Origin of the sequence: Hydrotalea sp. (genome assembly GCA_030054115.1) — a bacterium.
In the GTDB taxonomy this organism is placed as follows: Bacteria; Pseudomonadota; Alphaproteobacteria; order JASGCL01; family JASGCL01; genus JASGCL01.
This window is the reverse complement of record JASGCL010000004.1, coordinates 41,452-64,382: the sequence shown is the minus strand read 5'-3', so window position 1 is coordinate 64,382 and position 22,931 is coordinate 41,452. Positions and strand designations below refer to the sequence as shown.

Sequence of the window (22,931 nt, the reverse complement as noted above, 5' to 3'; positions counted from 1 at the left end):
TACCGTTGGCACCAAAGACGAAAACGATATTTTTTTAAAATGGGCCAATGAGTGGGTGAAGCCATAGGGCGTTTTAAACATATTCATCACATAAAAAAAGCATATAATGATATAAAGAGAGGCCAATATGTCAGTAACAGAAGATTACGATTCCGAATGTGTTTCCACTGTATCAATTCTTGCTGACATTTCTATAGCGATAGAAGAAAATGATAGGGATGAAGTTAAAAGGATATTAGAGGGTATTAAGAATATTAACCAAGTAGATTTATCCGACCATACAACTTTAATGTATGCCAGTAAGTTCGGGCATGCCGATGTTGTTCAATTATTTTTAAATAAAGGGGCAGATGTTAATCAAGCAGAGATTTTAGATGGCTGGACGGCTTTAATGTATGCTATCGATGAAGGGTTTGTTGAAATCGTTAGGTTGTTATTAAAAAATGGCGCGGATGTTAATCAACCCGACAACAATGGCGGAAGCTGTTTAATGCTAGCAAGTTTTAAAGGAAATATTGATATTATTATATTGTTATTAAAAAATGGTGCCAAGGTCAATCACACAGATAAGAATGGCTCCACAGCTCTGCGTCTAGCCAAAGATTTTAGGCATTCTAAAATCGCAGAAGTTTTAGAACAGCATGGAGCAGTATAAAAATTTTTACAACGCCGCCATTTTTAGCAGGACGTCGACCATGCGGTGAGAAAAACCCATTTCGTTGTCATACCATGACAACACCCGCACCAACGTGCTTTTTTCGCCCGATTTGGCGCGCGCCGATGTTTCCAACAAATCGACGCAACCGCTGGCGGCCATGCCGTTGAAATCAATCGACACCAGCGGCAGGTTGGTGGTGGTGAGAATATTTTTCAGCGCACCCGTTTCGGCGGCGGTGAAGAAGCCATGAAGTTCACTGGTGCTGACCGCGGTTTTTAACACCGCCACCAAATCGACGCAGGACACATTGACCGTCGGCACGCGCATCGACGCGCCATCCAGCTTGCCCTTCAAACTGGGAATGACCTCGCCAATCGATTTGGCGGCACCGGTCGAGGTGGGAATCATCGATGTTGCGGCGGCGCGGGCGCGGCGCAGGTCCTTATGACTGCTATCAACAATATTTTGGTCGCCGGTGTAGGCGTGGATGGTGGTCATGAAGCCATTTTGGATGCCGACCTTATCCTCCAAAATTTTTGCAATCGGCGCGAGGCAATTGGTGGTGCAGGACGCCGCCGACACAATTTTATCGGCCGCCGTTAATATATCGTGGTTGACGCCGTAGACGATGGTTTTATCCGCACCCTTTGACGGGGCCGACACCAGAACTTTTTTCGCGCCCGAGGTCAAATGCACCGCGGCCTTTTCTCGGTCGTTAAATTTGCCCGAACATTCCAGCACAATATCGACCCCCAATTTTTGCCAATCAATTTCTTTGGGGTCCTTGATTTGGCTGTAGGCGATGCGGCCAAAACCAATATCCAAACCATCGTCGGTCGCGGTGACCGCGCCAGGGTAGATGCCGTGCGCCGAATCATATTTGAACAGATGCGCCATGGCCGCCGCCGCGCCCGGGCTGTTGATGGCGACCAGCTTTATTTTTTTGTTAAAATCAGGGTGCTTCACCAGGGCGCGAAGCATCAGCCGGCCGATGCGGCCAAACCCGTTGATGGCGATATTGGTCATGCGGTTTTTTTTCTCCGTTTTTTATTTATTTTTTTGGCTGGTTTTTCTTTCAGCGGGTCAAGGCTGATGTGCGGCCAAGCCTTTTTCAAATAGTCATAGCCGGTTATCAACGTCAAGGCCGCCGCGCCCCACAACAACACAATGCCGATGGCGCGTATCGGCAAACCAAAAAGTTGGTCGAGGTGGACAATCAAAAACCCGAGCGAAATCATCTGCGCCGTGGTTTTCCATTTTGCCAATTTGCTGACCGGCATTTTGATATTAATTTCTGACAAAAATTCGCGCATGCCGGAAACCCCAACCTCCCTTATCAAAATCAACATGGCGGGAATTAAATTAATGCCGTAGATTGTTTTATCGGCGACCATCAGCAACAGCACCGCCATCACCATTATTTTATCCGATATCGGGTCGAGCATGCGGCCAAAATTACTGACCCGTTTGTCGCGCCGCGCCAACCAACCATCCAAATAATCGGACAGGCCGGCCAAGGCGTAGATGCCAAGGTTGACCCAATCGTAAAAAGCGGTTTGGAATGACCAGCAGTAGGCAAAAAGCGGCACCGCCAAAATGCGATATAGGGTTAGTAAATTTGGCCAATAGCGGCGTTCGATAAACATGTTTAATGGTTGGTGTTAATTGGTAAGGGGGCCGGTTGATTCGCCACCCAATAGGTGGATGTGGAAATGGGGAACCTCCTGGTGGCCATGCGCCCCATGGTTGGTGATAATGCGATAGCCGGTTTTATCGACGCCGCTGTCGGCGGTAATTTTTTCGACCAATGCCCAAAACCCAACCTGTTCGTCGGGCGTGGCGTGGCGTGTGAAATCAGAAAAGGAAACATAGTCACCCTTGGGGATAACCAAAAGATGAATTTTTTTTCGCGGGTGAATATCGTGAAAGGCCAAGGCGACCGCGTTGTCGGCAAATTTTTTACAAGGGATTTCCCCGCGCAAAATTTTGGCAAAGATATTGTTGTTGTCATAATTCGTCATTGAATTCATGGGCGTCATCGGCGTCATAATGTTACAGCTTGTTGCCTAGCAAAAACAAGCAATGATTTCAATCTTGTTTTGCTGGTGGCGCATTTTTGATTTTTTATCACACCGCGATATTGTCAATCAGCCGCGCCCGACCCAAATGCGCCGCCACCAACAAACGGCTTGGTTGCCGCGCGTCATGGGCCGGCGATAAATTATCGGCGGTGCGCCATTCCAAATAATCGATTTTGTGAAAACCGCCGGCCAATAAATCGTTTGTTGCATCAGCGAAAACAGCGCGCGCATCAGCCGCCGCCAATAATTTTTGGGCGGTGGCCTGCAATGTTTTAAACAGCAAGGGCGCGATGGCACGTTCGTCGGCGGTTAGATATTGATTGCGCGATGACATGGCCAAGCCGTCATTGTGGCGCACCGTTGCCGCGCCGATGATGGTGATGGGGAAATTTAAATCCTGCGCCAATTTTTTTATAATCATCAATTGTTGATAATCTTTTTCACCGAACACCGCGACGTCGGGCATGGTTTGCAAAAACAATTTGGTAACGATAAGGGCAACGCCGTCAAAATGCCCGGGGCGTATTGCGCCGCATAATATATTGGCGAGCGACGGCACCGCCACCGTGGTTGAAAAATCGGCGGGGTAAATATCGGCCGGGCTGGGGGTGTAAATCACCGGCACCGCCATGGTGGTTAATTTGGCAATGTCGTCGGCCAAGGGGCGCGGGTAACGTTCGATATCCTCGCTGGCCGAAAATTGTTTGGGGTTAACAAAAATTGACGCCACCACCAGGTCGCTTTTTTCTTTGGCGGTTTTTACCAACGACAAATGCCCGTCGTGCAACGCCCCCATGGTCGGCACGAAGCCAATTTTTTTACCCAATTTTTTTTCGCCAGCGATAAATTCGCGCATGGCGGTGATGCTGGTGATGATGGTTGGCGTCATGTTTTTCTTTGCAATTTTTTTTTAGTTTTTTTCTTTGTAGGTTTCTTCGTCCCGTGGGAAATCGCCATTTTTAACCGCTTGCGCGAAATCGCTGGTCGCGGTTTGAATTGTTTTATCAAGCGTGGCAAATTGCCGCACGAACCTGGGTTTTTTGCGTTGGTGGTAGGTAATGCCGAGCATGTCGTCGGCCACCAAAACTTGCCCGTCGCAATCGGCCCCCGCCCCGATGCCGATGGTGGGAATTTTTACCGCGTTGGTTATTTCACGTCCCAGGCCGGCCGCCACCGCCTCGACCACTATTGCGAATGCGCCGGCGCGTTCGACGGCAAGGGCGTCGTCGATAATCCGTGGCCAATCTTTTTTATCGATGCCCTGCGCCTTGAACCCGCCGAGTTGCTTGGCGCGTTGCGGCAACAACCCGACATGCCCCATTACCGGAATGCCGGCCGACACCACACCGCCGATGGTCTCGGCCATTTCCTTGCCGCCCTCGATTTTCACACCAGCGACTTTTAATTCTTGGCCGGCCGGGTCATGGGCGGTGGTTTCCTGCATCACGCGGCGGCAATTGGCGATTGCCTCGGGCGTGGTTTTTTCGACCGTGCCAAACGGCATGTCAATCACCACCAAGGATTCTGGCGCGCCCGCACGCACCGCTTGGCCGTGTCTTATCATCATCTCGAGCGTGACCGGCAGGGTGCTGTCAAAGCCATAAAGCACCATGCCGAGCGAATCCCCGACCAACAAGACATCGGTGGCGGGCGCGCATAGGGCGGCCATCGGGTGGGTGTAAAGCGACAGGACGACGATTTTTTCGCGCCCCTTCATGGCTTGTAATGCGGGGATGGTATTGGCGGGCAAGGTGGTAAAAAATAAAAAATTGATTAGCGAAGACGGCCATAGCAATTTCATACATTTGCTATAGGGGCCAAGCATATCATACACCAACCGGCGGGTGTTTTTCAATCAGATTGCTGGCAGGGTTATGGCAAGGTTGCCGGCTATGATTGCTCGGCCTGCAATAGTTTTATTTTTATATTTAACCCGCCGCCGTAACCGCCAATGCCGCCGTTTTTTGCCACCACGCGATGGCATGGCACAAAATAACATATCGGGTTGCGGCCAACGCCGTTTTTGGCGACCGCGCGATGGTGGCTGTCGATTTTTTTGGCCAAATCAAAATAAGAAATGGTTTGACCATAACCCACCGCGAACAACGCGCGCCACACCCGTTGTTGAAATGCGGTGCCGATAAGGCGCAGGTTGGGCGTGGCATCGCCCCTTTGCCATGATTGCAATTGTGCTTGCCAATGTTTTGTTTCGGGCGCGGTCATGGCTCGGCATTGTTCCTTGCGCAGGGAAAAACGCCGCAACCAATTATCATATGTTGGGGTAATGTCATTATCAGAATCACCATCGATAAATTCCAGTGCCAACAATTGTTGGCCGCAGGTCATAACCGCCGCCGGCATTATGCTGTGCGCTATCGTGATGGATAATCGGCCATATAAAACCTCGCCCGTAACAACAGGGTTGGTGTCGATGGTGATGTTGCTTGTCATATTGTTTGCCGCACGGGCGATGGATTGGTGTGTGCCATGCTGGGTGCGGTGGCTGGCGGGGGATAAAAAACTTGCTGTTGGCATGACAAAAATTTATTTCATTATAGAACGATTCCCCGCATCGACAAGCCAAAAAATTCGCTTTTTCTTAATAAAGCTTCATTTTTTTGTGGTTGAAAAGCTAGGCGTTTTTCATTACAGGTGTTGGACAACTTTTAATTATATTCTCACCCCCCAACAAAAAAACTTGCCAACAAAACCTGACCAACCCATGGCAACAAAACCAAAAAAATCGATTTATTTTTTTCAAGAGGGCAAGGCCGACGGCCAGTCGACTGATAAAAACCTGCTGGGCGGTAAGGGCGCCAACCTGGCCGAGATGTGCAACCTTGGCCTGCCGGTGCCGCCGGGTTTTACCATCACGACCGAGGTTTGCAATGATTATTACAAGGACGGCAAAAAATTACCCGAAGCTTTAAAAAAAGACATTCGCCTTGCCATGGCGCGGTTGGAAAAAATCACCGGTTATGAATTTGGCTCGAGCGATAACCCATTGTTGGTGTCGGTGCGGTCGGGGGCGCGGGTGTCGATGCCCGGGATGATGGACACGGTGTTGAACCTGGGGCTGAATGATACATCGGTGCTGGGGTTAAAAAACAAAACCAACGATGGCCGGTTTGCGTTTGATAGTTATCGCCGATTCATTCAAATGTATGGCGAGGTGGTGTTGAACGTGGCCGAGGAGCATTTTGATAATATTGTCGAGGCGGCGCGTAATTTAAAAAACGTGCAATATGATTCCGAATTGGCCGAGCAAGATTGGCAAAAAGTTATCGTCGATTTTAAATCGGTGGTCAAAACACATACCGGCCACGACTTCCCACAAAACCCCGAGGAACAATTATGGGGCGCAATCGCCGCGGTGTTCGAAAGTTGGATGTCGCACCGCGCTATCGTTTATCGCAAACTTTATAATTACCCCGAGGGCTGGGGCACCGCGGTCAATGTGCAATCGATGGTGTTTGGCAACATGGGCAATGATTGCGCGACCGGTGTGGCCTTTACCCGCGACCCATCGACCGGCGAAAATATTTTTTACGGCGAATTTTTGGTCAATGCCCAGGGCGAGGATGTGGTGGCGGGGATAAGAACGCCGCAGGCCCTGACGAAAAAATCACGCCTGACGCGTGGCGATGAAAAACCATCGATGGAGGAGGCGATGCCGATAGCTTACAAGGAACTATGCCGAATCCGCGACCTGTTGGAAAAACATTACCGCGACATGCAGGACATGGAATTCACCGTGCAACGCAACAAATTATTCATGTTGCAAACCCGCAACGGCAAACGTTCGACCGCCGCGGCGTTAAAAATTGTCTGTGATTGGGTGGCCGAGGGGCTCTTAACCAAAGAAGAGGCCTTGATGAAAATAGAACCCAGCACGCTCGACCAGGTATTGCACCCCATCATCGACCCCAATGCTGAAAAAAAGATTTTTTCAAAGGGCCTGCCGGGTAGCCCGGGCGCGGCGTCGGGGCAATTGGTTTTCACCGCCGATGACGCCTTGCAATGGGCGGACGAGGGCAAAACCGTTATGTTGGCGCGGGTCGAAACATCGCCCAAAGATGTGCATGGCATGAACGCCGCGGCCGGTATTATCACCGCGCGCGGCGGCATGACATCGCACGCCGCGGTGGTGGCACGCGGCATGGGTCGTGCCTGCGTGGTTGGCGCGTCTGAACTTTCGATAAATGTTGAGCAGGGCACGATGACGGCGCGCGGCGTAACATTGCGCAAGGGGGATTATGTCGCTATCGATGGGTCGACCGGTGAGGTTTTTGCCGGCAAATTAACCACCATCGAGCCAAGCATCAGCGGCGATTTCGGCACCGTCATGACCTGGGCCGATGAGGTGCGGCGATTGAACGTGCGCACCAACGCCGACACGCCGGAGGATTGCCGCACCGCGCGCAAATTTGGCGCGGAGGGGATTGGCCTGTGCCGCACCGAACATATGTTTTTTGAACCATCGCGCATTCGCGCGGTGCGCGAAATGATTTTGGCCGATTCGGAGGAAGACCGCCGCCGCGCCCTGGCCAAAATCGAACCGATGCAACGCCAAGATTTTATCGATATTTTTACCATCATGGCCGGCACGCCGGTAACGATAAGGTTGCTTGACCCGCCGCTTCATGAATTTTTACCGAAAGAGCCCGCCGATTGCCAAGAACTGGCCGATAGCTTGGGCCTGTCGGTCGAGCGGATTCAAAAACGCGTCGAGGAGTTGCACGAATCGAACCCGATGCTTGGCCATCGCGGTTGCCGATTATTGAACTCCTATCCCGAAATTTGCGAGATGCAGGCACGCGCCATATTTTCGGCGGCGGCGGCGGTGTTTGCCAACACCAAAAAATTGGTCGCCTGCGAGGTGATGATTCCCCTGGTGGGCTTAGAATTGGAATTGACAAAACTGGCCGATATTATCGACCGCGAGGCGGCGATTGTAATGCAACAACAGGGCATAAAATTAAGTTACAAAATCGGCACGATGATAGAATTGCCGCGCGCCGCATTGATTGCTGGCGAAATTGCCAAGCGTGCCGAATTTTTTAGCTTTGGCACCAACGATTTAACCCAGACGACATTCGGCCTGTCGCGCGATGATTCCAGTAATTTTTTGGACCATTACGAACAAAAGGGAATTTTGGAACATGACCCCTTCGCAACGCTCGACACCATCGGGGTTGGTGAATTGATGCAAATCGCCAAGGAACGCGGCCGCAAAACCCGCAAGGATTTAAAACTGGGGATTTGCGGCGAACATGGCGGCGACCCGGCGTCGATTATATTTTGCCACGCCATCGGGTTGGATTATGTTTCTTGTTCGCCCTATCGCGTGCCGATAGCGCGCCTGACGGCGGCGCGGGCGGTTATCGCCGAAAAAATGGCGAAGCGCGACGGCAAAAACGTGCGGTTGAAGAAATAATTATTTTTTGGTAGATTGCAAAAATGAGAATTTTGGTAACTGGCGGGGCCGGCTTTATCGGCAGTTGCTTCGTCCGCGATGTTTTGGCGGCGCAAAATATTTTACCTGTCGAGCGTTTGGTGAACCTTGATAAATTAACCTATGCCGGCAATTTGGATAATCTGTTACCGATTGCCAACGACCCGCGTTATGTTTTTCAACGCGGCGATATCGGCGATGAACAATTGGTGACAAAGATTTTGCAAACCGAACATATTGACGCCGTGGTGCATTTCGCCGCCGAAAGCCACGTTGACCGGTCGATTTTATCGCCCGATGATTTTATCACCACCAACATTGTCGGCACCGCGCAATTGTTAAAATCTTGCCATGGTTATTGGCAAAATTTGCCGGCGCAAGAAAAATCGCAATTTCGTTTTTTGCATATTTCGACCGATGAGGTTTTTGGCTCGCTCGAAAAAAATGACGCGCCGTTCGATGAAGCCAGCCCCTATCGCCCCAATAGCCCCTATGCCGCGTCAAAGGCTGGGGCGGATCATTTGGTGCGGGCCTACCACCATACCTATGGCTTGCCGACCATCATCGGCAATTGCACCAACAATTATGGGCACTATCAATTTCCAGAAAAATTTATCCCGCTGATGATTACGCGCGGCCTGAGCGGTGAGGCGATGCCGATTTATGGCAAGGGCGAAAATATTCGTGATTGGTTGTTTGTCGGCGACCATGCGCGGGCATTGATGATGATATTGGCGGCGGGCAAGGTGGGGGAGGTTTACGGCATCGGCGGCAATGGCGAATGCGATAATTTATCGCTTGCCAAGCTCATCGCCGACCTGCTGGATAAATTACAACCGAAAAAAAATAGCTACCACGCGCAATTGACCTATGTCAAAGACCGCCCGGGTCACGATTTTCGTTATGGCATGAATATCGCAAAGATAGGAAAAACCTTGGGTTTTAAGCCGATGCTTGATATAGAAAAAGGCTTGGCATTAACCGTCGCCTGGTATTTGCAAAACCAAGATTGGGTGAAGCGTGTGGTGAGTGGCGATTATCAGGATTGGCTGAAAAAAAATTACGGCGCGCGCCAACCATAAAAAATTGATAGCGGGTAAAATAAATCATGAGTGATAAAAAAAGAAAAGGTATTATTTTGGCGGGCGGGTCGGGCACGCGCCTTTACCCCATGACGCGCGCCATGTCGAAACAATTGTTGCCGATATATGATAAGCCGATGATTTATTATCCTTTAAGCGTTTTGATGCTGGCCGGCATTCGCGAGGTGATGATAATCTCCACCCCCGAGGACACGCCGCGCTTTGGCCAATTGTTATCAGACGGCCAACAATGGGGCATGGATTTTCATTATAAGGTGCAGGCGACGCCCAACGGCCTGGCCGAGGCCTTGATTTTGGCCGAGGATTTTTTGGCCGGCGCGCCATCGGCTTTAATCCTGGGCGACAATGTTTTTTATGGCAATGACATGTCGGATATTTTATTGCGCGCCAATGCAAAGCAAGATGGCGCGTCGGTTTTTGCCTATCACGTGACCAACCCGTCAGATTACGGCGTTGTCGAATTTGACAAAAACAACCGCGTGCTAAGCCTGGTTGAAAAACCGACCGCGCCGAAATCAAACTATGCGGTTACCGGATTATATTTTTACGACGCAACGGCATCGGCGCGCGCCAAAAAAATAAAACCATCGCCGCGCGGCGAATTGGAAATTACCGATTTGAACAATGATTATTTGCGCGATGAAAAATTGTCGGTTGAATTGTTGGGGCGCGGCCAGGCATGGCTTGACACCGGCACGCCCGATGCGCTTATCGCCGCGGCGCAATTTGTCGCCACCATCGAAAATCGTCAGGGGTTAAAAATTGCCTGCCCCGAGGAAATTGCGTGGCGGCAACAATGGATAAACGACCAGCAATTGGAAGCCCTGGCCAAGCCATTGGCAAAAAATGATTACGGGCAATATCTAAGACGTATTTTAACCACCGGACGTTAAGACGACATGACAAAAGCATCTTTACCATCATCCGCAAGAAATGCGCGTCGCAAGGCCGGCAAAAAAATTCTGTCGGTGATTGTGCCGGTTTATGAAAATGCGGGGAGCCTGACCGATTTGTTTGCCGCCTTAAAAGATGTTGAAAAAAAAATCGCCGCCGATGATGTGGGGTTAGAATTGTTGTTCGTCAATGATGGGTCGCAAGATAATTCGTTGGAAAAATTATTATCATTCAAAAAAACCCGCCCCGCCACCAAAATTATCGACCTGAGCCGTAATTTTGGCGAGATGGCCGCGACCAAGGAAGCGTCAAAATTTGTGACCGGCGATTGTTTTTTATCGCTGGCCGCCGATTTGCAAGACCCGCCGCAATTGATTGTCGAGATGGTCGAATGGTGGTTGCGCGGCGAGCGATATGTCATTGCGGTGCGGCGGTCACGCCAAGACCCGTTTATCAGCAAATTGCTGTCGGGGTTTTATTATTGGTTGTTGCGCATGCTGGTGGTAAAAAATTTTCCAAAGGGCGGATTCGACATGGCATTGATGGATAAGGTTTTTCTGCCATTTTTTCAGCAGGGCAGTAAAAGTTTTTTTGCCGCCATTTTATCGCACTGGCTTGGTTTCACGCCAAAGGTTATTTATTACGACCGCGTTGCCCGAAAATACGGCAAATCAAAATGGACGTTCGGCAAAAAACTCATCGCCTTTTTGGATATTTTTCTTGGCTATTCGGCCAAGCCGATTCGCCTGATGTCTTTGCTTGGGCTGTTGGTCGCCGCCGCCAGTTTTGGTTTTGGCATCTATGCCGTGGTTGACCGATTTTCCGGCGCGCAGGTGGTGCCGGGTTATGCGTCGTTGTTTGCGATGGTGGCATTTTTGCTCGGGCTGGTGATATTGATGCTGGGCATTATCGGCGAATATATTTGGCGAGTATTTGACGAAACCAACAAACGCCCGTCGGCGGTGATAAAAGATTTTTACGAATAGGCAATGATGATGTTGGAATTATGCAAATTGGTTAACCTGCCACGGGTAGACGATGAGCGCGGTTCATTGTCCTTTGTCGAGGAAAACAATCACGTGCCATTCGCCATCGCCCGAATTTTTTATCTTTACGATATTGCAAATGGCGCAACCCGTGGCGACCATGCGCATAAACGTGCAAAGCAATTTTTTATTGCCATTCATGGTTCGTTCGATATTATGCTGGATGATGGCCAAGCGACAAAAAAAATAACCTTGGATAAACCCGATGTTGGGTTATATGTGCCGGCGATGATATGGTCGCGGCTGGATGGTTTTTCGCAAGGCGCGGTTTGTTTGGTGCTGACCGACCAATTATATGACGCGGACGATTATATTCGCCACCACCCGGAATTTTTAACCGCGGTAAAAACATCGGCTAAGCAAGGCGCGTAACCATGGTCGATTTTTTAAATTTAAAACCCCAGCACCAGCAGGTTGAAAAACAATTGCAGGCCGCCCTGACCCGCGTGTTGCAATCGGGCATATTGGTGTTGGGCAAGGAATTGCAGGCGTTTGAAAAATCATTCGCCGATTATTGCGGCGTTAACCACGCCATCGGGGTTGGCAATGGGTTGGAGGCTTTGCATTTAATTTTGCGCGCCATGGGGATTGGCGACGGCGACGAGGTTATTGTGCCGAGCAACACCTACATCGCCAGTTGGCTGGCGGTTTCATACAGCGGCGCAACGCCGATACCGGTTGAACCCGACGCCGCGACCCACAATATCGACGCCAAAAAAATTGAACAGGCGATAACCAAAAAAACCCGCGCGATTATGGCAGTGCATTTATATGGCCAACCATGCGCGATGGATGAGATAAACACCATCGCCCAACAACATGGATTGAAAGTCATCGAGGATGGCGCGCAGGCGCAGGGTGCAATTTATCGCGGCCGCCGCGTTGGCGCGTTGGGCGACGCGGCGGGAATAAGCCTTTACCCGGGGAAAAACTTAGGCGCATTGGGCGATGGCGGCGTGGTCACCACCAATGACGAGGCTGTGGCGCGCCGTGTGAGGATGCTCCGCAATTATGGGTCGGAAATAAAATATGTCAATGAATTGCAGGGTTACAATTCGCGGTTGGATGAATTGCAGGCGGCGTTTTTGTTGGCGAAATTGCCACACCTGGACGAATGGAATGACCAACGCAAAAAAATTGCGGCGCGTTATTTGGCCGAATTGCAACATTGCGAAACAATTATTTTGCCACGGGTTATTGATGGTGCCGACGCGGTGTGGCATTTATTTGTCGTGCGGGTGAAAAATGGCCAGCGCGATAAATTGCAACAACATTTGACGCGGGCCAACATTGGCACGTTGATTCATTACCCTATCGCGCCACATTTGCAATCGGCTTACAAAAACTTGGGCTATAAAATTGGCGATTTCCCCATTGCCGAAATGTTGCAGGGCGAGGTTATCAGCCTGCCGATTTACCCATTCATGCCCGAGGGCGACATTGCGGCGGTGATTACGGCGGTGAAGGAATTTAATGGCTGAGAATAGAAAAAATAAAGCTTTTTTCTACTTGCAAGTATAAAGAATCTTATTACAATTAAGGGATGAAGAGTTGGGGAAAGTTGTTTTTCTTCGTGCTGTTGTGTTTTGCGCCGTATCATCGCGGCGCGGCCGATGTTGTGCCGTTTTTTTCGCCGTCGACCGATTGCGAAAATCGGTTGGTGGCGATGGTGGCGTCGGCGCGGGCCAGCGTCGACGTGGCGGCCTATGCCCTGAATAATGAAAAAATAACCAACGCGCTGTTGGCGGTTGACCGCAACAAAATTCATTTGCGTATTTTGGCCGATAAGTTACAGGCCAGCGGAAAAAATTCGCGCGTCAAACAATTGCACAATGCCGGGGTTGATATTCGCGTGCACAGCGTGCACCGCATTCAACATAACAAATATGTGGTGGTGGACGACAAAAAAATAATGACCGGGTCGTTTAATTTCACCGAAAGCGCCAGCAAACACAACGCCGAAAATTGCGTTTTCATAACCGACAACCAACCGGTGGCCGACGCCTATCAACGAAATTTTAACAAATTATGGACCGAAAACACCAAAGAAAAATCTGACGCGTGGTTTGAATCCCGCTAGTTTAGTATATTGGGCATGGCCATAGAACCAAACTTGTTGCCACTAGCAATTATTTCGCGCCGTGTTTTTCGAGAAGGGCTATCATTTCCCATTGTTTTTTGGTTTGAGCAATACTTAATGCCGTTACACCACCCTCGCCATATTGATTTATATTTGCGCCATTTTTTAATAATAATTCAGCTACTGATACTTGCCCATAAACACTCGCCACCATCAAGGCTGTTATGCCACCCTCACCATATTGATTAACATTTGCCCCCTTCTTTATTAATAACGCCGCGATGGCGGTTTGTCCTTGACCGCTCGCCACCGTCAATGCTGTCCTTCCATCTTTGCCCGCTTGATTAACATTCGCGCCATTTTTTATTAAAAGTTTTACTATATCTATTTTCCCATTCGATATCGCATATATTAGAGCGGTGTCGCCTTTTTTGTCCGCTTGATTAACATTGGCATCATATTTTATTAAAATTTTTGCTATAGCTGTCAATCCAGATTCACTCGCCAGCATCAAAGCTGTTAAGCCATCTTTAGTGGCTTGATTAACATCCGCACTATTTTTTAGTAATAATTCAGCCATATCAACTTGTCCTTCCATGCTCGCAATCATCAAAGCGGTTGCGCCAGCAGTTGCGCCATCTTTAGTGGCTTGATTAACATCCGCACTATTTTTTAGTAATAATTCAGCCATATCAACTTGTCCATTTCCACTCGCATATATTAAAGCTGTCCAACCATTCTTGTCGCCTTGATTAACCAACGATTTGTTGGCGGCAATCATCGATCGCACCTTGTTAATATCATTTGATTTTATCGCCTGAATCAAATCGTCTATTGGTGCGGCGGTGGCGTGCGTGGCCAGGCCAAGCAACATAAAAAATAATAGGGCAATTTTCTTCATCATTCTGCGACTATAGTCAAAATTGTAATAATTCGTCAATTCTAAAAAAAAACCAAAGTTTTACTTCGCGCCGTGTTTTTCAAGGAGGGCAATTATTTCCGGTTGCTTGGCCTGTTGCGCCATGGTTAATGCCGTGGCATTGCCCGCGCCATATTGGTTAACATTTGCGCCATTTTTTATTAACAATGCGGCGACGGCGGTTTGCCCCTTCATGCTGGCCAACATCAACGGCGTGTCGCCGGCTTTGTTGGCTTGGTTAACATTTGCGCCATTTTTTAATAATAATTTGGCGACATCGGCCCGCCCCGCCAATGCCGCCACCATCAACGGTGTGGTGCCGACAATCGCCGATTGGTTGACCCGCGCACCATGTTGTATCAAGCTTTGCACGATGGCGGTTTGCCCGGCCAGGCTGGCGAATATCAATGCGGTGTTGCCGTCTTTATCGGCCATGTCAACCCGCCCGCCATGTTTTATTAGGGATTGCACCGTGGCCAATTGGCTTAATCCGCTGGCACTGGCCAGTATCAGGGCGTTTGCGCCACGATGGTCGGGTTGGTTAACGCGTGCCCCCGACCCAATTAACAATTCCACCACGGCGGTTTGCCCATTGGTGGCGGCATACATCAACGGCGTGCGGCCATTGCGGTCGGGTTGGTTAACGTCGGCACCATTTTTTATTAATAATTTATCGACGTCGATTTGCCCCATGCCGCTGGCGACTATCAATGGCGTTACGCCATTTGGGTTGGCTTGGCTAACTATCGATTTGTCGGCGGTAATGAAGGATTGGATTTTATTGCCATCGCGCAATTTTATTGCCTGAATAAAATTATCTATCGGCGCGGCCATAACCCGTGGTGCGTATGTTGCCACCCCCAACAACATGAAAAATAACCGGACAATTTTTTTCACCATTTCTTCGCTATGCAATAATTATAGTAAAAATTGCAATAACGAGTCAATTATAAAAAAAAATTATAATGCCAAAACCTGCCCGTCGTAAAGCGGCATGACATGGGGAAAGCCGAGGGTGGCACATTGCGCGGTGATTTTTTCCTGGTCCATGAAAATGCTTAAATGGGTAAGGAAGGCACGTTCCGGCCGCACCCGCGCCACCCAAGACAGGGTGTTGGCGAGGTTGCTGTGACTGCCGTGTGGTTTTATTTGCAAGGCATCGACCACCCATGTTTTCACACCGGCCAGGGTGGCGAAGGCCGCATCGTCCAGCCCCGATACATCGGTCGAGTAGGCAAAATCGCCGATGCGAAAACCGGTGGAAATGCCCAACCCATGTTGTTGTTGAAAGGCAATGATTTCCGTTTTGCCGACCATGAATTTTTTGCCGTAACCGATAATATTGGGCGACAACAGCGGTGGGTAAAAAATCGATATATCGCCTGCTGGCTTATCGGCGGGCGAATTTTGCGCCATGGTTTTTTGGCGCGGAAAAACATAGTCGAATTTTTTATAAATCTTGGCAAAACATTCGTGGGTAAAAAATGCCGGAATCGCCTGGCCGCGTTGCAACATCAATGGGCGTAAATCGTCGACGCCATGGCAATGGTCGGCGTGGTCGTGGGTGAATAACACCGCCGATATGTCGGTGATATGTTCGCGCAACAATTGATGGCGCAGGTCGGGGCCGGTGTCGATTAATATTTTATCATCGCCGTTTTGAATATACAGCGAACAACGGGTGCGGTTGTTTTTTGGGTTATGGGGGTCGCAATCGCCCCAGCCAAAGGCAAGATTGGGCACCCCCGACGACGTGCCCGACCCCAAGACAATAATCTTCATGGTTTTTTTTATAGGCGAGTCGGGCAATAAAATCTATATCGCGGTTTATTAAGCATGGGGCAACATTATCGCCCCTTTGCTCAACGGCGGTAGCATCTTGCCCTCAAACAGCGAAGCGATAGGGCTAACAAATTGTCCTTAGTGGAAACGCATAAATCGTAGCGGATAAATGGGTGAGAGATAAAAACTATCCCGCCTTTTATTCTGCCATCCGCTTAACGCTTCAGATAAGCCCTATCCCGCCTTTTATTCTGCCATCCGCTTCAGATAAACACTATCTCACTTTTGCTCAACTGCGGTAGCCTCTGATTCCCCGCGTAGCGGAAGTCTTGGTAGCGGATGAGGGATTTGAACCCCCGACCCGCGATATGCGTCAAGCATATCGCAACATAAATTAATGATGCAAAATTCCACGTTGTTGGTAGCGGATGAGGGATTTGAACCCCCGACCTTAGGATTATGATTCCCGCGCTCTACCGCTGAGCTAATCCGCCAAAGAATTTTTTCTGTTGGTTGTTATTATGAAAGGCGGGGTTAAAAGTCAAGTTATAACATTTTTATAAATATCCTTGTTTTATGAGATAATAATCTTAATTTCATTAATGCAATCCTTAAACTTTTTATCAGCTTCTTGTAAATGCTCCTCATTCTTTAAAGCAATAAAAGCCCTTCTAACCGTATCTTGGCTCGTTGTATTTGCATCTATTTGTCTCTTGCTGTCGGGGTCGCCAACTTCAATAGGTCGGGTGCAAAAAATATCTTGAATGGCAGAAATATATTTATAAATATTTTTATTGTAGTTCTTTTTATTGTTTCTATCTGTTGTAAAATTAACTATATTTTTATAAACATTAAGTGCTGCGTCTTGCTGGTTCGTATAGTCTCTTCTTAATAAAGTAGCGCCATACTTTGGCATGTGTTCACTGTTTTCTTGTCCATAAGTTTCATAAGGGCTTTTATACCAATCAATAACATTTTGCAGATTCTGCAATTTATCAAAGCTTAAACCTCTCTCATCAAGCGATGTTTTTATAAAATATTTTTGATTTATTTTTTTATACCAACAAATACAAATACTAGCTACAAATAGCATAACTATAAAATAAATAACCCAAATAATATAATTTTGAGTAATTGCATGCTCAAAAATTGTAAAAGAGATTTTTGTTTCATACGGCTTTGCAAATGAGCCCACCATTGCTATCGAGCCCGTAATAGCACCAATTAATGATAAAAACAAAGCAATTGGATTAATCGGCGACATAAGCACTTACTTATCCTTGCGCAGAAAATGCGATACCCTTAATTTAAAATGCGCGGTTCGACTTTTTCTTTTTGTTCTTCCAGGCTTAACCAATCGCCACGGTCGGCCGCCGAATCCATCAAATGGCGCAACGCCGTGACCGTTTCCTGGTGAAGCGGCAGGGTGGCCTGCATCTCTGACGATGACACGGTGAATTGCACAAATTCGTTGTTGAAAACCGCCTCGACCTTATCCACCAACAATGGTTGGTCGCCAAATATCCTTACCAATTCTTCCTTGTTCGGGTAATGAACGTCAAAATTTTGCTTGGCCAGGGTGTTTTCTTTTTGAAACGCCCGTGCCTCGTCCTGCTTGGCCAATGGCACCCGGGGGTTGACCAACACCTGGCGTTCGATATTTTCAAACATGTCGGCCATTTTTTTGTAAAGCCGTTGCGTTATCCAAAAACAAAATTCGCGCGCTTGGTTGGTCGCAATTTTCAGCGTCAGGCGATCCTCCCGCGTGTCGTAACTAACATTTAACAAAGTTATAAATTCGCGACCGGAATCTTCGTCGCCGTCCTGGCCATCGCCCTTTTTTACACTGGCAACGCCCGATTCCTGGCCACCGCGATTGCTGGGACGGCCGTTTGGCGCAACAAAAATGTTAGAATTTTTTTTTTCGTCGGTCATTTATTCACAGGGGACGGGGGGGAAATGATTGTTACCCATTATAGCTTATTTTTGCCATTTTATCAAGCCATGGCGTTTTTTACCCACCGACAATTTTATATGTGGTTTGCCGGCAAAAAATTCCTGGTCGATGCTGGCAAATGGGTCGGCAACGGCCGCGTCGTTTAATTTTACCCCGCCCTGTTCGACCAAACGTCGTGCCTCCGAATTGCTATCGGCAAAGCCAAATTGTTTGATAATGTCCAGCAAGCCGGTTTTCGCGCCGATGGTGATGCTTGGCAAATTGTCATCGCTCCCCGCGCCTTGAAAAACATTGGCGGCGGTGGCGGCGGCCTGGGCCTGGGCGTCCGCGCCATGGCATAATTTGGTGACCTCATCGGCCAGGGTTTTTTTTGCCTCGTTCAATTCCGCGCCCTGCAATTTTTCCAACTTGGCAATATCGTCAAGCGGCAGGTCGGTAAAAAGTTTTAAGAAGCGGCCAACATCGGCGTCCTCGACATTGCGCCAAAATTGCCAAAAATCATAGGGCGATAATTTTTCCTTATTCAGCCACACCGCGCCGGCCGCGGTTTTGCCCATTTTTGCGCCCGACGCCGTGGTCAACAATGGCGCGGTCAGGCCGAACACCGCCGACCCATTGACCCGCCTGGTCAAATCTATCCCCATGACGATATTGCCCCATTGGTCGGAACCGCCCATTTGCAACAGGCAACCATGATTTTTATTCAACACCATGAAATCATAAGATTGCAGAACCATGTAATTAAATTCCAAAAACGACAGGTTCTGTTCGCGGCTTAACCGCAGACGCACCGATTCCATCTGCAACATTTTATTCACCGAAAAATGCTTGCCGATATCGCGCAACATATCAATGTAGGATAAATCGGTCAACCAATCGGCGTTGTTCAGCATCATGGCGCGGTCGGCGGTAAAATCGATATAGGCGGAAAAAATTTTTTTGATGCCGACGATGTTGTTGTTGATGGCCTCGGGGGTCAGGATTTGCCGCGCCTCGTCCTTGCCCGATGGGTCGCCGACCAGGCTGGTGCCGCCGCCCATCAACACCAACGGCCGCCCGCCCGATAATTGCAAATGGCGCAACATCATAATCGCTATCAACGACCCGACATGCAACGAATCGGCGGTGGCGTCAAAACCAATATAACCGACTTGGTTTTTATTTTTTTGCAACAAATCATCTAACCCCGCCAAGTCGGTTGCCTGGTGCAAAAAACCACGGCTGGTAAGGCGATGCAGGAATTCCGATTTAACCGATGACATATTTTGTTTTTAAAAAATGATATTAGGGTTGCAGGGCGGCGTCGTTGCGGAGCACAGTGAAAAAATCGCGGCTCGGGTAACCATCGGCCACCATGCCATGGCTGTCTTGGTATTGTTGAATCGCTTGGCGCGTGTCGGGCCCTATCACGCCATCGGGCATTTTGTTTTTATCCAACAACCCCAATTGTTGCAAGGCATATTGCATGGCGATGACATCATCGGTTTGCCAATCGGGGATATTGGGGTTGATGGTTAATTGCGCGCTGGCATTGCCGGCGATAGAATCGGCGAGCAAGCCAATCGACAGGGCGAAGAAATTGGAGTTGTTCCATTTCTTAATCACAAAAAAATTATCCTCGACCAAAAAAATCGGACCCTGCGCCGACATTGGCACTAATATTGTGCCCTGATAAAAAAAATGGTCGCTTATCAAATTGCCATTAAGGTCGCGCACACCAAGCGACCGCCAATAGTGGAACGAGCGTTTGTTTTTGTCATTGATGTCGCGGTAGAGAAAATTGCTTGGCACCGTGACCACCTGCCCCCAGGAATCTTTCTCATTCCAACCCAATTGCGAGACAAAATTGGCGGTCGAAAAAATAATATCGGCCGGGTTGTTCCACAGGTCGCGCACGCCATTGCCGTCGCCGTCGACCGCGTATTTCAAATAGGTCGAGGGCATGAATTGCACCTGGCCCAGTGCGCCGGCCCAGGAGCTTAAAAAACCAGCTTTAACAAAAAATGATTGGAAGTGGTTTTGGTCGATAATTTTTAACGCCGCGATTAATTCGCTGGTAAAAAATTCGCGGCGTCGCCCCTCGTAAGCCAATGTTGCTAAGCTTAAAATAGCCGGCGTTCTGCCCATGTTCTGGCCGAACGTGCTTTCCAAACTCCAAAAAGCCAAAATAACCTCGCGCGGCACGCCGTATTTTTTTTCCACGGCGTCGAATATATCGCCGTATTTGATGGCATATTGCTTGGCGGTGGCGATGCGCTCGGCCGTGACCGTGCGGCTGTAATAGGTGCGGAAGCTCAAAATAAATTCGCCCTGCGCCCTATCCTTGGCGATACTGCTGGCCAGGGGTTTTTTTAATATTAAAAGATAATTGTTAATCGTCGCCGGCTGGACGCCCTCGGTTTTGGCACGCACCGCCACGGTTTTTAAAAAATCGGCGAAGCCGGCGGCATCCTTAGCGGCATCATTGCCTGCGTCCTTGGTTGCGTCCTTGCTTGCATCATTGCCACTGCCTTGGCTGGGCGATGGCGCGGCATTATCGCCTGCGGCCGGTTTGGCGGGCGTGCTTGATGGGGCGGCGACGTTGCCAGTGGTGCTATCGTTTTTTGGCGCGGGTTGCGCGGTGGATTTCGAGGATTTTTTTTGCTGCTGTTTTGTTACCGCTTGGCTGGCCGCCGGGTTTTTATTATCGGCAAACAACCTGGCCGATGGCAACATCGCCACCGCCCCGACAACAACCATGGCCAATAGGCGGTTGCAACGCAAACCAGTTGACAATAAAATGGTGAATTTCTTTTTCATTTGACGATATGTTATCGGTGGCTTCATGCCCTTTTGATAATGGTGCAATCAATAACAGGATGCCACGAGGCAGGCAAGTAAGAAAAAAGAAACATCGCGCGGGTTACAAAAAGCAACTTAATAACCCCGACCACCAATCGGCCATGGCGCGCCACAAATTCTTGGTCATAAAAAACGCGCGACAGGCTTTTTATAATTTGCTGGCGGTCGAACGAAGCTTGCGCCAACGCGCCAGATTTGCGCTGTTGGTGGAGGATTTTTTTTATTTTGCGCGGGCTTATCCAATTTAAACGTTGCCAATAATCTTTTGCATCGCTGACCTCCTTCTTATGGATTAAGGCATTGGATAAAAATATTTTTTTATAAAAAACCTTTTCGGTTAATTTTTTTGACAACAAATTGGGGATATGAAAATCGGGCTCGTAGGGGAAGCTGTAATTGGTGGAAATAAAATGAAAACGGCCAAGCGGTTTTAACAGGCGAATGATATTAACCAGCGCGGGCACCAGCGGCACCTGAAACATCACATTAATTGCATAGGCAAAATCAAAATCTTTTTCTTTTTTATCTTTGTAATCTTCGATAAAACAATTTTTAATCGTCGGCGATATATTGTTTTTTTTCGCATGGGCCAAAATAATTTTTTGCAAGGTCGCGTTTTTACCATAGGCCGGGGCGAGTGGTTCGACCGCCACCACCTGGAAGCCCTCGGCCTGTAATTGGCAGGCCAGCAAAAAAACACCAGCACCAATTTCCAACAACCTTGCGCCGCGCCGCAATTGTTGCAGGTCATTATCCAACCACGCCCGTGCCGCCTCGGCCTCTTTCTTATGCACCAAGAATGCCGCCAGCAAATCGGGCGCGTCGTGGCGCACGGTGGTTTCAATCGCCGCCAAAAATTTTTCCATGCCCGCCGGCAATGGCGGAGCGGTAAGGTTTATGGTTGGTGCGCGGCGTCCCATGGTTTTACAGCATCATCGCCTTCCACGCCAAACCCTCGCCCGCCATGAACGGCACCATGACCTGCGGGCCGTTAAGGATTTTTACCTCTTTTGCCACTTGCCAATCTTCCTCGACCAGCGCAAGTTTGCCCTGGTTTTTCGGCAGGCCAAAAAATGCCGCGCCATTGTTGCTTAAAAAATTTTCGAGCGCGGATAATTTTTTTACCTGGTCGAATGCCATGGCGTAGGATTCGACCGCGACCGGCGCGGAAAAAACACCGGCGCAACCGCAGGGGCTTTCTTTTTCATTTTTGGGGTGCGGTGCGCTGTCGGTGCCGCCATAAACCCGCGCAAACCCCGATGTCGCCAAATCGAGCAAGGCCTCGCGGTCTTCCTCGCGCTTGGCCACCGGCAGGCAATAATGGTGCGGGTTCAGGCCGGCCTTATAATCGCCGTTAAGCTTGGTGCGAAACATGTCATTGCGATTAACCAACAGATGATGTGCGGTAATGGTCGCGCCCAGATTATTGCCGGCGTTTTTTAAAAACGCCACCGCGCGGCGCGTGGTGATATGTTCGAGCGAAATTTTCAATGCCGGAAATTTTTCCAACAACCATGATAAAATGGTGTCGATAAATATCGCCTCGCGGTCAAAAATATCGACCGCGCGATTGTTTTTGTCACGGCCGACATATTCACCATGGATAAGCAGGGGGATGTTCTCCCGCGCCATCATCTGCAATATCGGCGTCATGGTTTCGATATCGCCGATGCCTTGGTCGCTGTTGGTGGTTGCCCCTTTCGGGTAGTATTTTATGGCGAAGAATTTTTTGGCGTGGTAATCGGCGGCAATTTTTTCCGCATCCATGGCGTGGTGCAAATAAAGCGTCATCAACGGCGTGAAGTCACCGGCGTTATTTTTGGTCGATAAATTTTGTTCGATGGATTTTTTATAATCAACCGCCATGTCGCCGTTGGTAACCGGTGGCGTCAGGTTGGGCATGATGGTGGCGCGGGCAAATTGCGCTGATGAAAATGGCAAGACCGAGGCCAACACATCCCCCTGCGCCATGTTATTTTGCCGCAGGTGCAGGTGGAAATCATCCGGCCGGGTAATGGTAAGAATCGTTTTGGGCATTATGATTATGGTGGCAAAAATAGGTAAGGTTAGGGCGATATATTCAACGGCAAAGCACCGATGGCTACCGATGGTTTT

23 protein-coding genes and 1 tRNA gene are annotated in these 22,931 nt (G+C 49.1%); 8 read left to right on the top strand and 16 right to left on the bottom strand.

The features are described 5' to 3' along the window. Positions 1–127: 127 nt before the first annotated feature. Positions 128–655 carry an ankyrin repeat domain-containing protein gene (locus tag QM529_01845; protein ID MDI9313406.1) on the top strand — a complete coding sequence of 176 codons (528 nt, stop codon included), beginning with the start codon at positions 128–130 and terminating at the stop codon, positions 653–655. Positions 656–661: 6 nt separating this feature from the next. Here the strand turns inward: QM529_01845 and gap are convergent, their stop codons facing one another. The 6 genes from gap to QM529_01815 all read right to left on the bottom strand — a co-directional run bounded on the left by gap (position 662) and on the right by QM529_01815 (position 5,274). After that, positions 662–1,684 carry a type I glyceraldehyde-3-phosphate dehydrogenase gene (gap, locus tag QM529_01840; GenBank protein MDI9313405.1) on the bottom strand — a complete coding sequence of 341 codons (1,023 nt, stop codon included), beginning with the start codon at positions 1,682–1,684 and terminating at the stop codon, positions 662–664. Then, on the bottom strand, positions 1,681–2,304 hold the full coding sequence (gene pgsA, locus QM529_01835) for a CDP-diacylglycerol--glycerol-3-phosphate 3-phosphatidyltransferase (GenBank protein ID MDI9313404.1): 624 nt from the start codon (positions 2,302–2,304) through the stop codon (positions 1,681–1,683). The genes gap and pgsA overlap by 4 nt, the downstream gene beginning before the upstream one ends. Before the next feature lie 15 nt (positions 2,305–2,319). Continuing rightward, positions 2,320–2,679 (bottom strand): HIT domain-containing protein, encoded by a 360-nt coding sequence (locus QM529_01830; GenBank protein MDI9313403.1) that lies wholly within the window; start codon positions 2,677–2,679, stop codon positions 2,320–2,322. A 106-nt stretch (positions 2,680–2,785) separates the two neighbouring features. Further along, entirely contained in the window at positions 2,786–3,628 is an 843-nt protein-coding gene (panC, locus tag QM529_01825) for a pantoate--beta-alanine ligase (GenBank protein MDI9313402.1), read from the bottom strand. A 21-nt stretch (positions 3,629–3,649) separates the two neighbouring features. After that, positions 3,650–4,540, bottom strand: a complete 891-nt coding sequence (gene panB / locus QM529_01820) for a 3-methyl-2-oxobutanoate hydroxymethyltransferase (protein MDI9313401.1) — start codon at positions 4,538–4,540, stop codon at positions 3,650–3,652. An 89-nt stretch (positions 4,541–4,629) separates the two neighbouring features. Further along, on the bottom strand, positions 4,630–5,274 hold the full coding sequence (locus QM529_01815) for a methylated-DNA--[protein]-cysteine S-methyltransferase (protein MDI9313400.1): 645 nt from the start codon (positions 5,272–5,274) through the stop codon (positions 4,630–4,632). Positions 5,275–5,461: 187 nt separating this feature from the next. Here QM529_01815 and ppdK point away from each other — a divergent pair, with 187 nt between their 5' ends. The 7 genes from ppdK (at position 5,462) to QM529_01780 (ending at position 13,317) form a co-directional block, all read left to right on the top strand. Next, on the top strand, positions 5,462–8,176 hold the full coding sequence (gene ppdK / locus QM529_01810) for a pyruvate, phosphate dikinase (protein ID MDI9313399.1): 2,715 nt from the start codon (positions 5,462–5,464) through the stop codon (positions 8,174–8,176). Positions 8,177–8,199: 23 nt separating this feature from the next. Continuing rightward, positions 8,200–9,276 (top strand): dTDP-glucose 4,6-dehydratase, encoded by a 1,077-nt coding sequence (rfbB, locus tag QM529_01805; GenBank protein ID MDI9313398.1) that lies wholly within the window; start codon positions 8,200–8,202, stop codon positions 9,274–9,276. A 26-nt stretch (positions 9,277–9,302) separates the two neighbouring features. Further along, positions 9,303–10,190: a glucose-1-phosphate thymidylyltransferase RfbA gene (rfbA, locus tag QM529_01800; GenBank protein MDI9313397.1), complete on the top strand. Its 888-nt coding sequence runs from the start codon at positions 9,303–9,305 to the stop codon at positions 10,188–10,190. 6 nt (positions 10,191–10,196) lie between these two features. Then, positions 10,197–11,177: a glycosyltransferase family 2 protein gene (locus tag QM529_01795; protein ID MDI9313396.1), complete on the top strand. Its 981-nt coding sequence runs from the start codon at positions 10,197–10,199 to the stop codon at positions 11,175–11,177. A 3-nt stretch (positions 11,178–11,180) separates the two neighbouring features. Next, complete coding sequence (locus tag QM529_01790; protein ID MDI9313395.1) at positions 11,181–11,609, top strand: FdtA/QdtA family cupin domain-containing protein; 429 nt, start codon at positions 11,181–11,183, stop codon at positions 11,607–11,609. A 2-nt stretch (positions 11,610–11,611) separates the two neighbouring features. Next, positions 11,612–12,718, top strand: coding sequence for a DegT/DnrJ/EryC1/StrS family aminotransferase (locus tag QM529_01785; GenBank protein ID MDI9313394.1), 1,107 nt, complete (start codon positions 11,612–11,614; stop codon positions 12,716–12,718). 62 nt (positions 12,719–12,780) lie between these two features. Beyond that, positions 12,781–13,317 carry a phospholipase D-like domain-containing protein gene (locus QM529_01780; GenBank protein ID MDI9313393.1) on the top strand — a complete coding sequence of 179 codons (537 nt, stop codon included), beginning with the start codon at positions 12,781–12,783 and terminating at the stop codon, positions 13,315–13,317. A gap of 49 nt (positions 13,318–13,366) precedes the next feature. Here QM529_01780 and QM529_01775 read toward each other — a convergent pair whose 3' ends face one another. The 10 genes from QM529_01775 to pyrC form a co-directional block, all read right to left on the bottom strand. Next, positions 13,367–14,221, bottom strand: coding sequence for an ankyrin repeat domain-containing protein (locus tag QM529_01775; protein ID MDI9313392.1), 855 nt, complete (start codon positions 14,219–14,221; stop codon positions 13,367–13,369). A gap of 57 nt (positions 14,222–14,278) precedes the next feature. Beyond that, positions 14,279–15,136, bottom strand: coding sequence for an ankyrin repeat domain-containing protein (locus QM529_01770; protein MDI9313391.1), 858 nt, complete (start codon positions 15,134–15,136; stop codon positions 14,279–14,281). A gap of 60 nt (positions 15,137–15,196) precedes the next feature. Further along, positions 15,197–16,018: an MBL fold metallo-hydrolase gene (locus QM529_01765; protein MDI9313390.1), complete on the bottom strand. Its 822-nt coding sequence runs from the start codon at positions 16,016–16,018 to the stop codon at positions 15,197–15,199. 419 nt (positions 16,019–16,437) lie between these two features. Beyond that, positions 16,438–16,512, bottom strand: a tRNA-Met gene (locus tag QM529_01760). Positions 16,513–16,592: 80 nt separating this feature from the next. Further along, on the bottom strand, positions 16,593–17,282 hold the full coding sequence (locus QM529_01755; protein MDI9313389.1) for a hypothetical protein: 690 nt from the start codon (positions 17,280–17,282) through the stop codon (positions 16,593–16,595). A gap of 38 nt (positions 17,283–17,320) precedes the next feature. Next, on the bottom strand, positions 17,321–17,953 hold the full coding sequence (locus tag QM529_01750) for a hypothetical protein (protein ID MDI9313388.1): 633 nt from the start codon (positions 17,951–17,953) through the stop codon (positions 17,321–17,323). A gap of 45 nt (positions 17,954–17,998) precedes the next feature. After that, positions 17,999–19,237 carry a tyrosine--tRNA ligase gene (gene tyrS / locus QM529_01745; protein MDI9313387.1) on the bottom strand — a complete coding sequence of 413 codons (1,239 nt, stop codon included), beginning with the start codon at positions 19,235–19,237 and terminating at the stop codon, positions 17,999–18,001. 22 nt (positions 19,238–19,259) lie between these two features. Continuing rightward, entirely contained in the window at positions 19,260–20,774 is a 1,515-nt protein-coding gene (locus tag QM529_01740; protein MDI9313386.1) for a lytic murein transglycosylase, read from the bottom strand. Positions 20,775–20,797: 23 nt separating this feature from the next. After that, positions 20,798–21,736: a methyltransferase domain-containing protein gene (locus QM529_01735; GenBank protein ID MDI9313385.1), complete on the bottom strand. Its 939-nt coding sequence runs from the start codon at positions 21,734–21,736 to the stop codon at positions 20,798–20,800. Between the two features lie 4 nt (positions 21,737–21,740). Then, positions 21,741–22,853 carry a dihydroorotase gene (gene pyrC, locus QM529_01730; GenBank protein MDI9313384.1) on the bottom strand — a complete coding sequence of 371 codons (1,113 nt, stop codon included), beginning with the start codon at positions 22,851–22,853 and terminating at the stop codon, positions 21,741–21,743. Between the last annotated feature and the right edge of the window lie 78 nt (positions 22,854–22,931).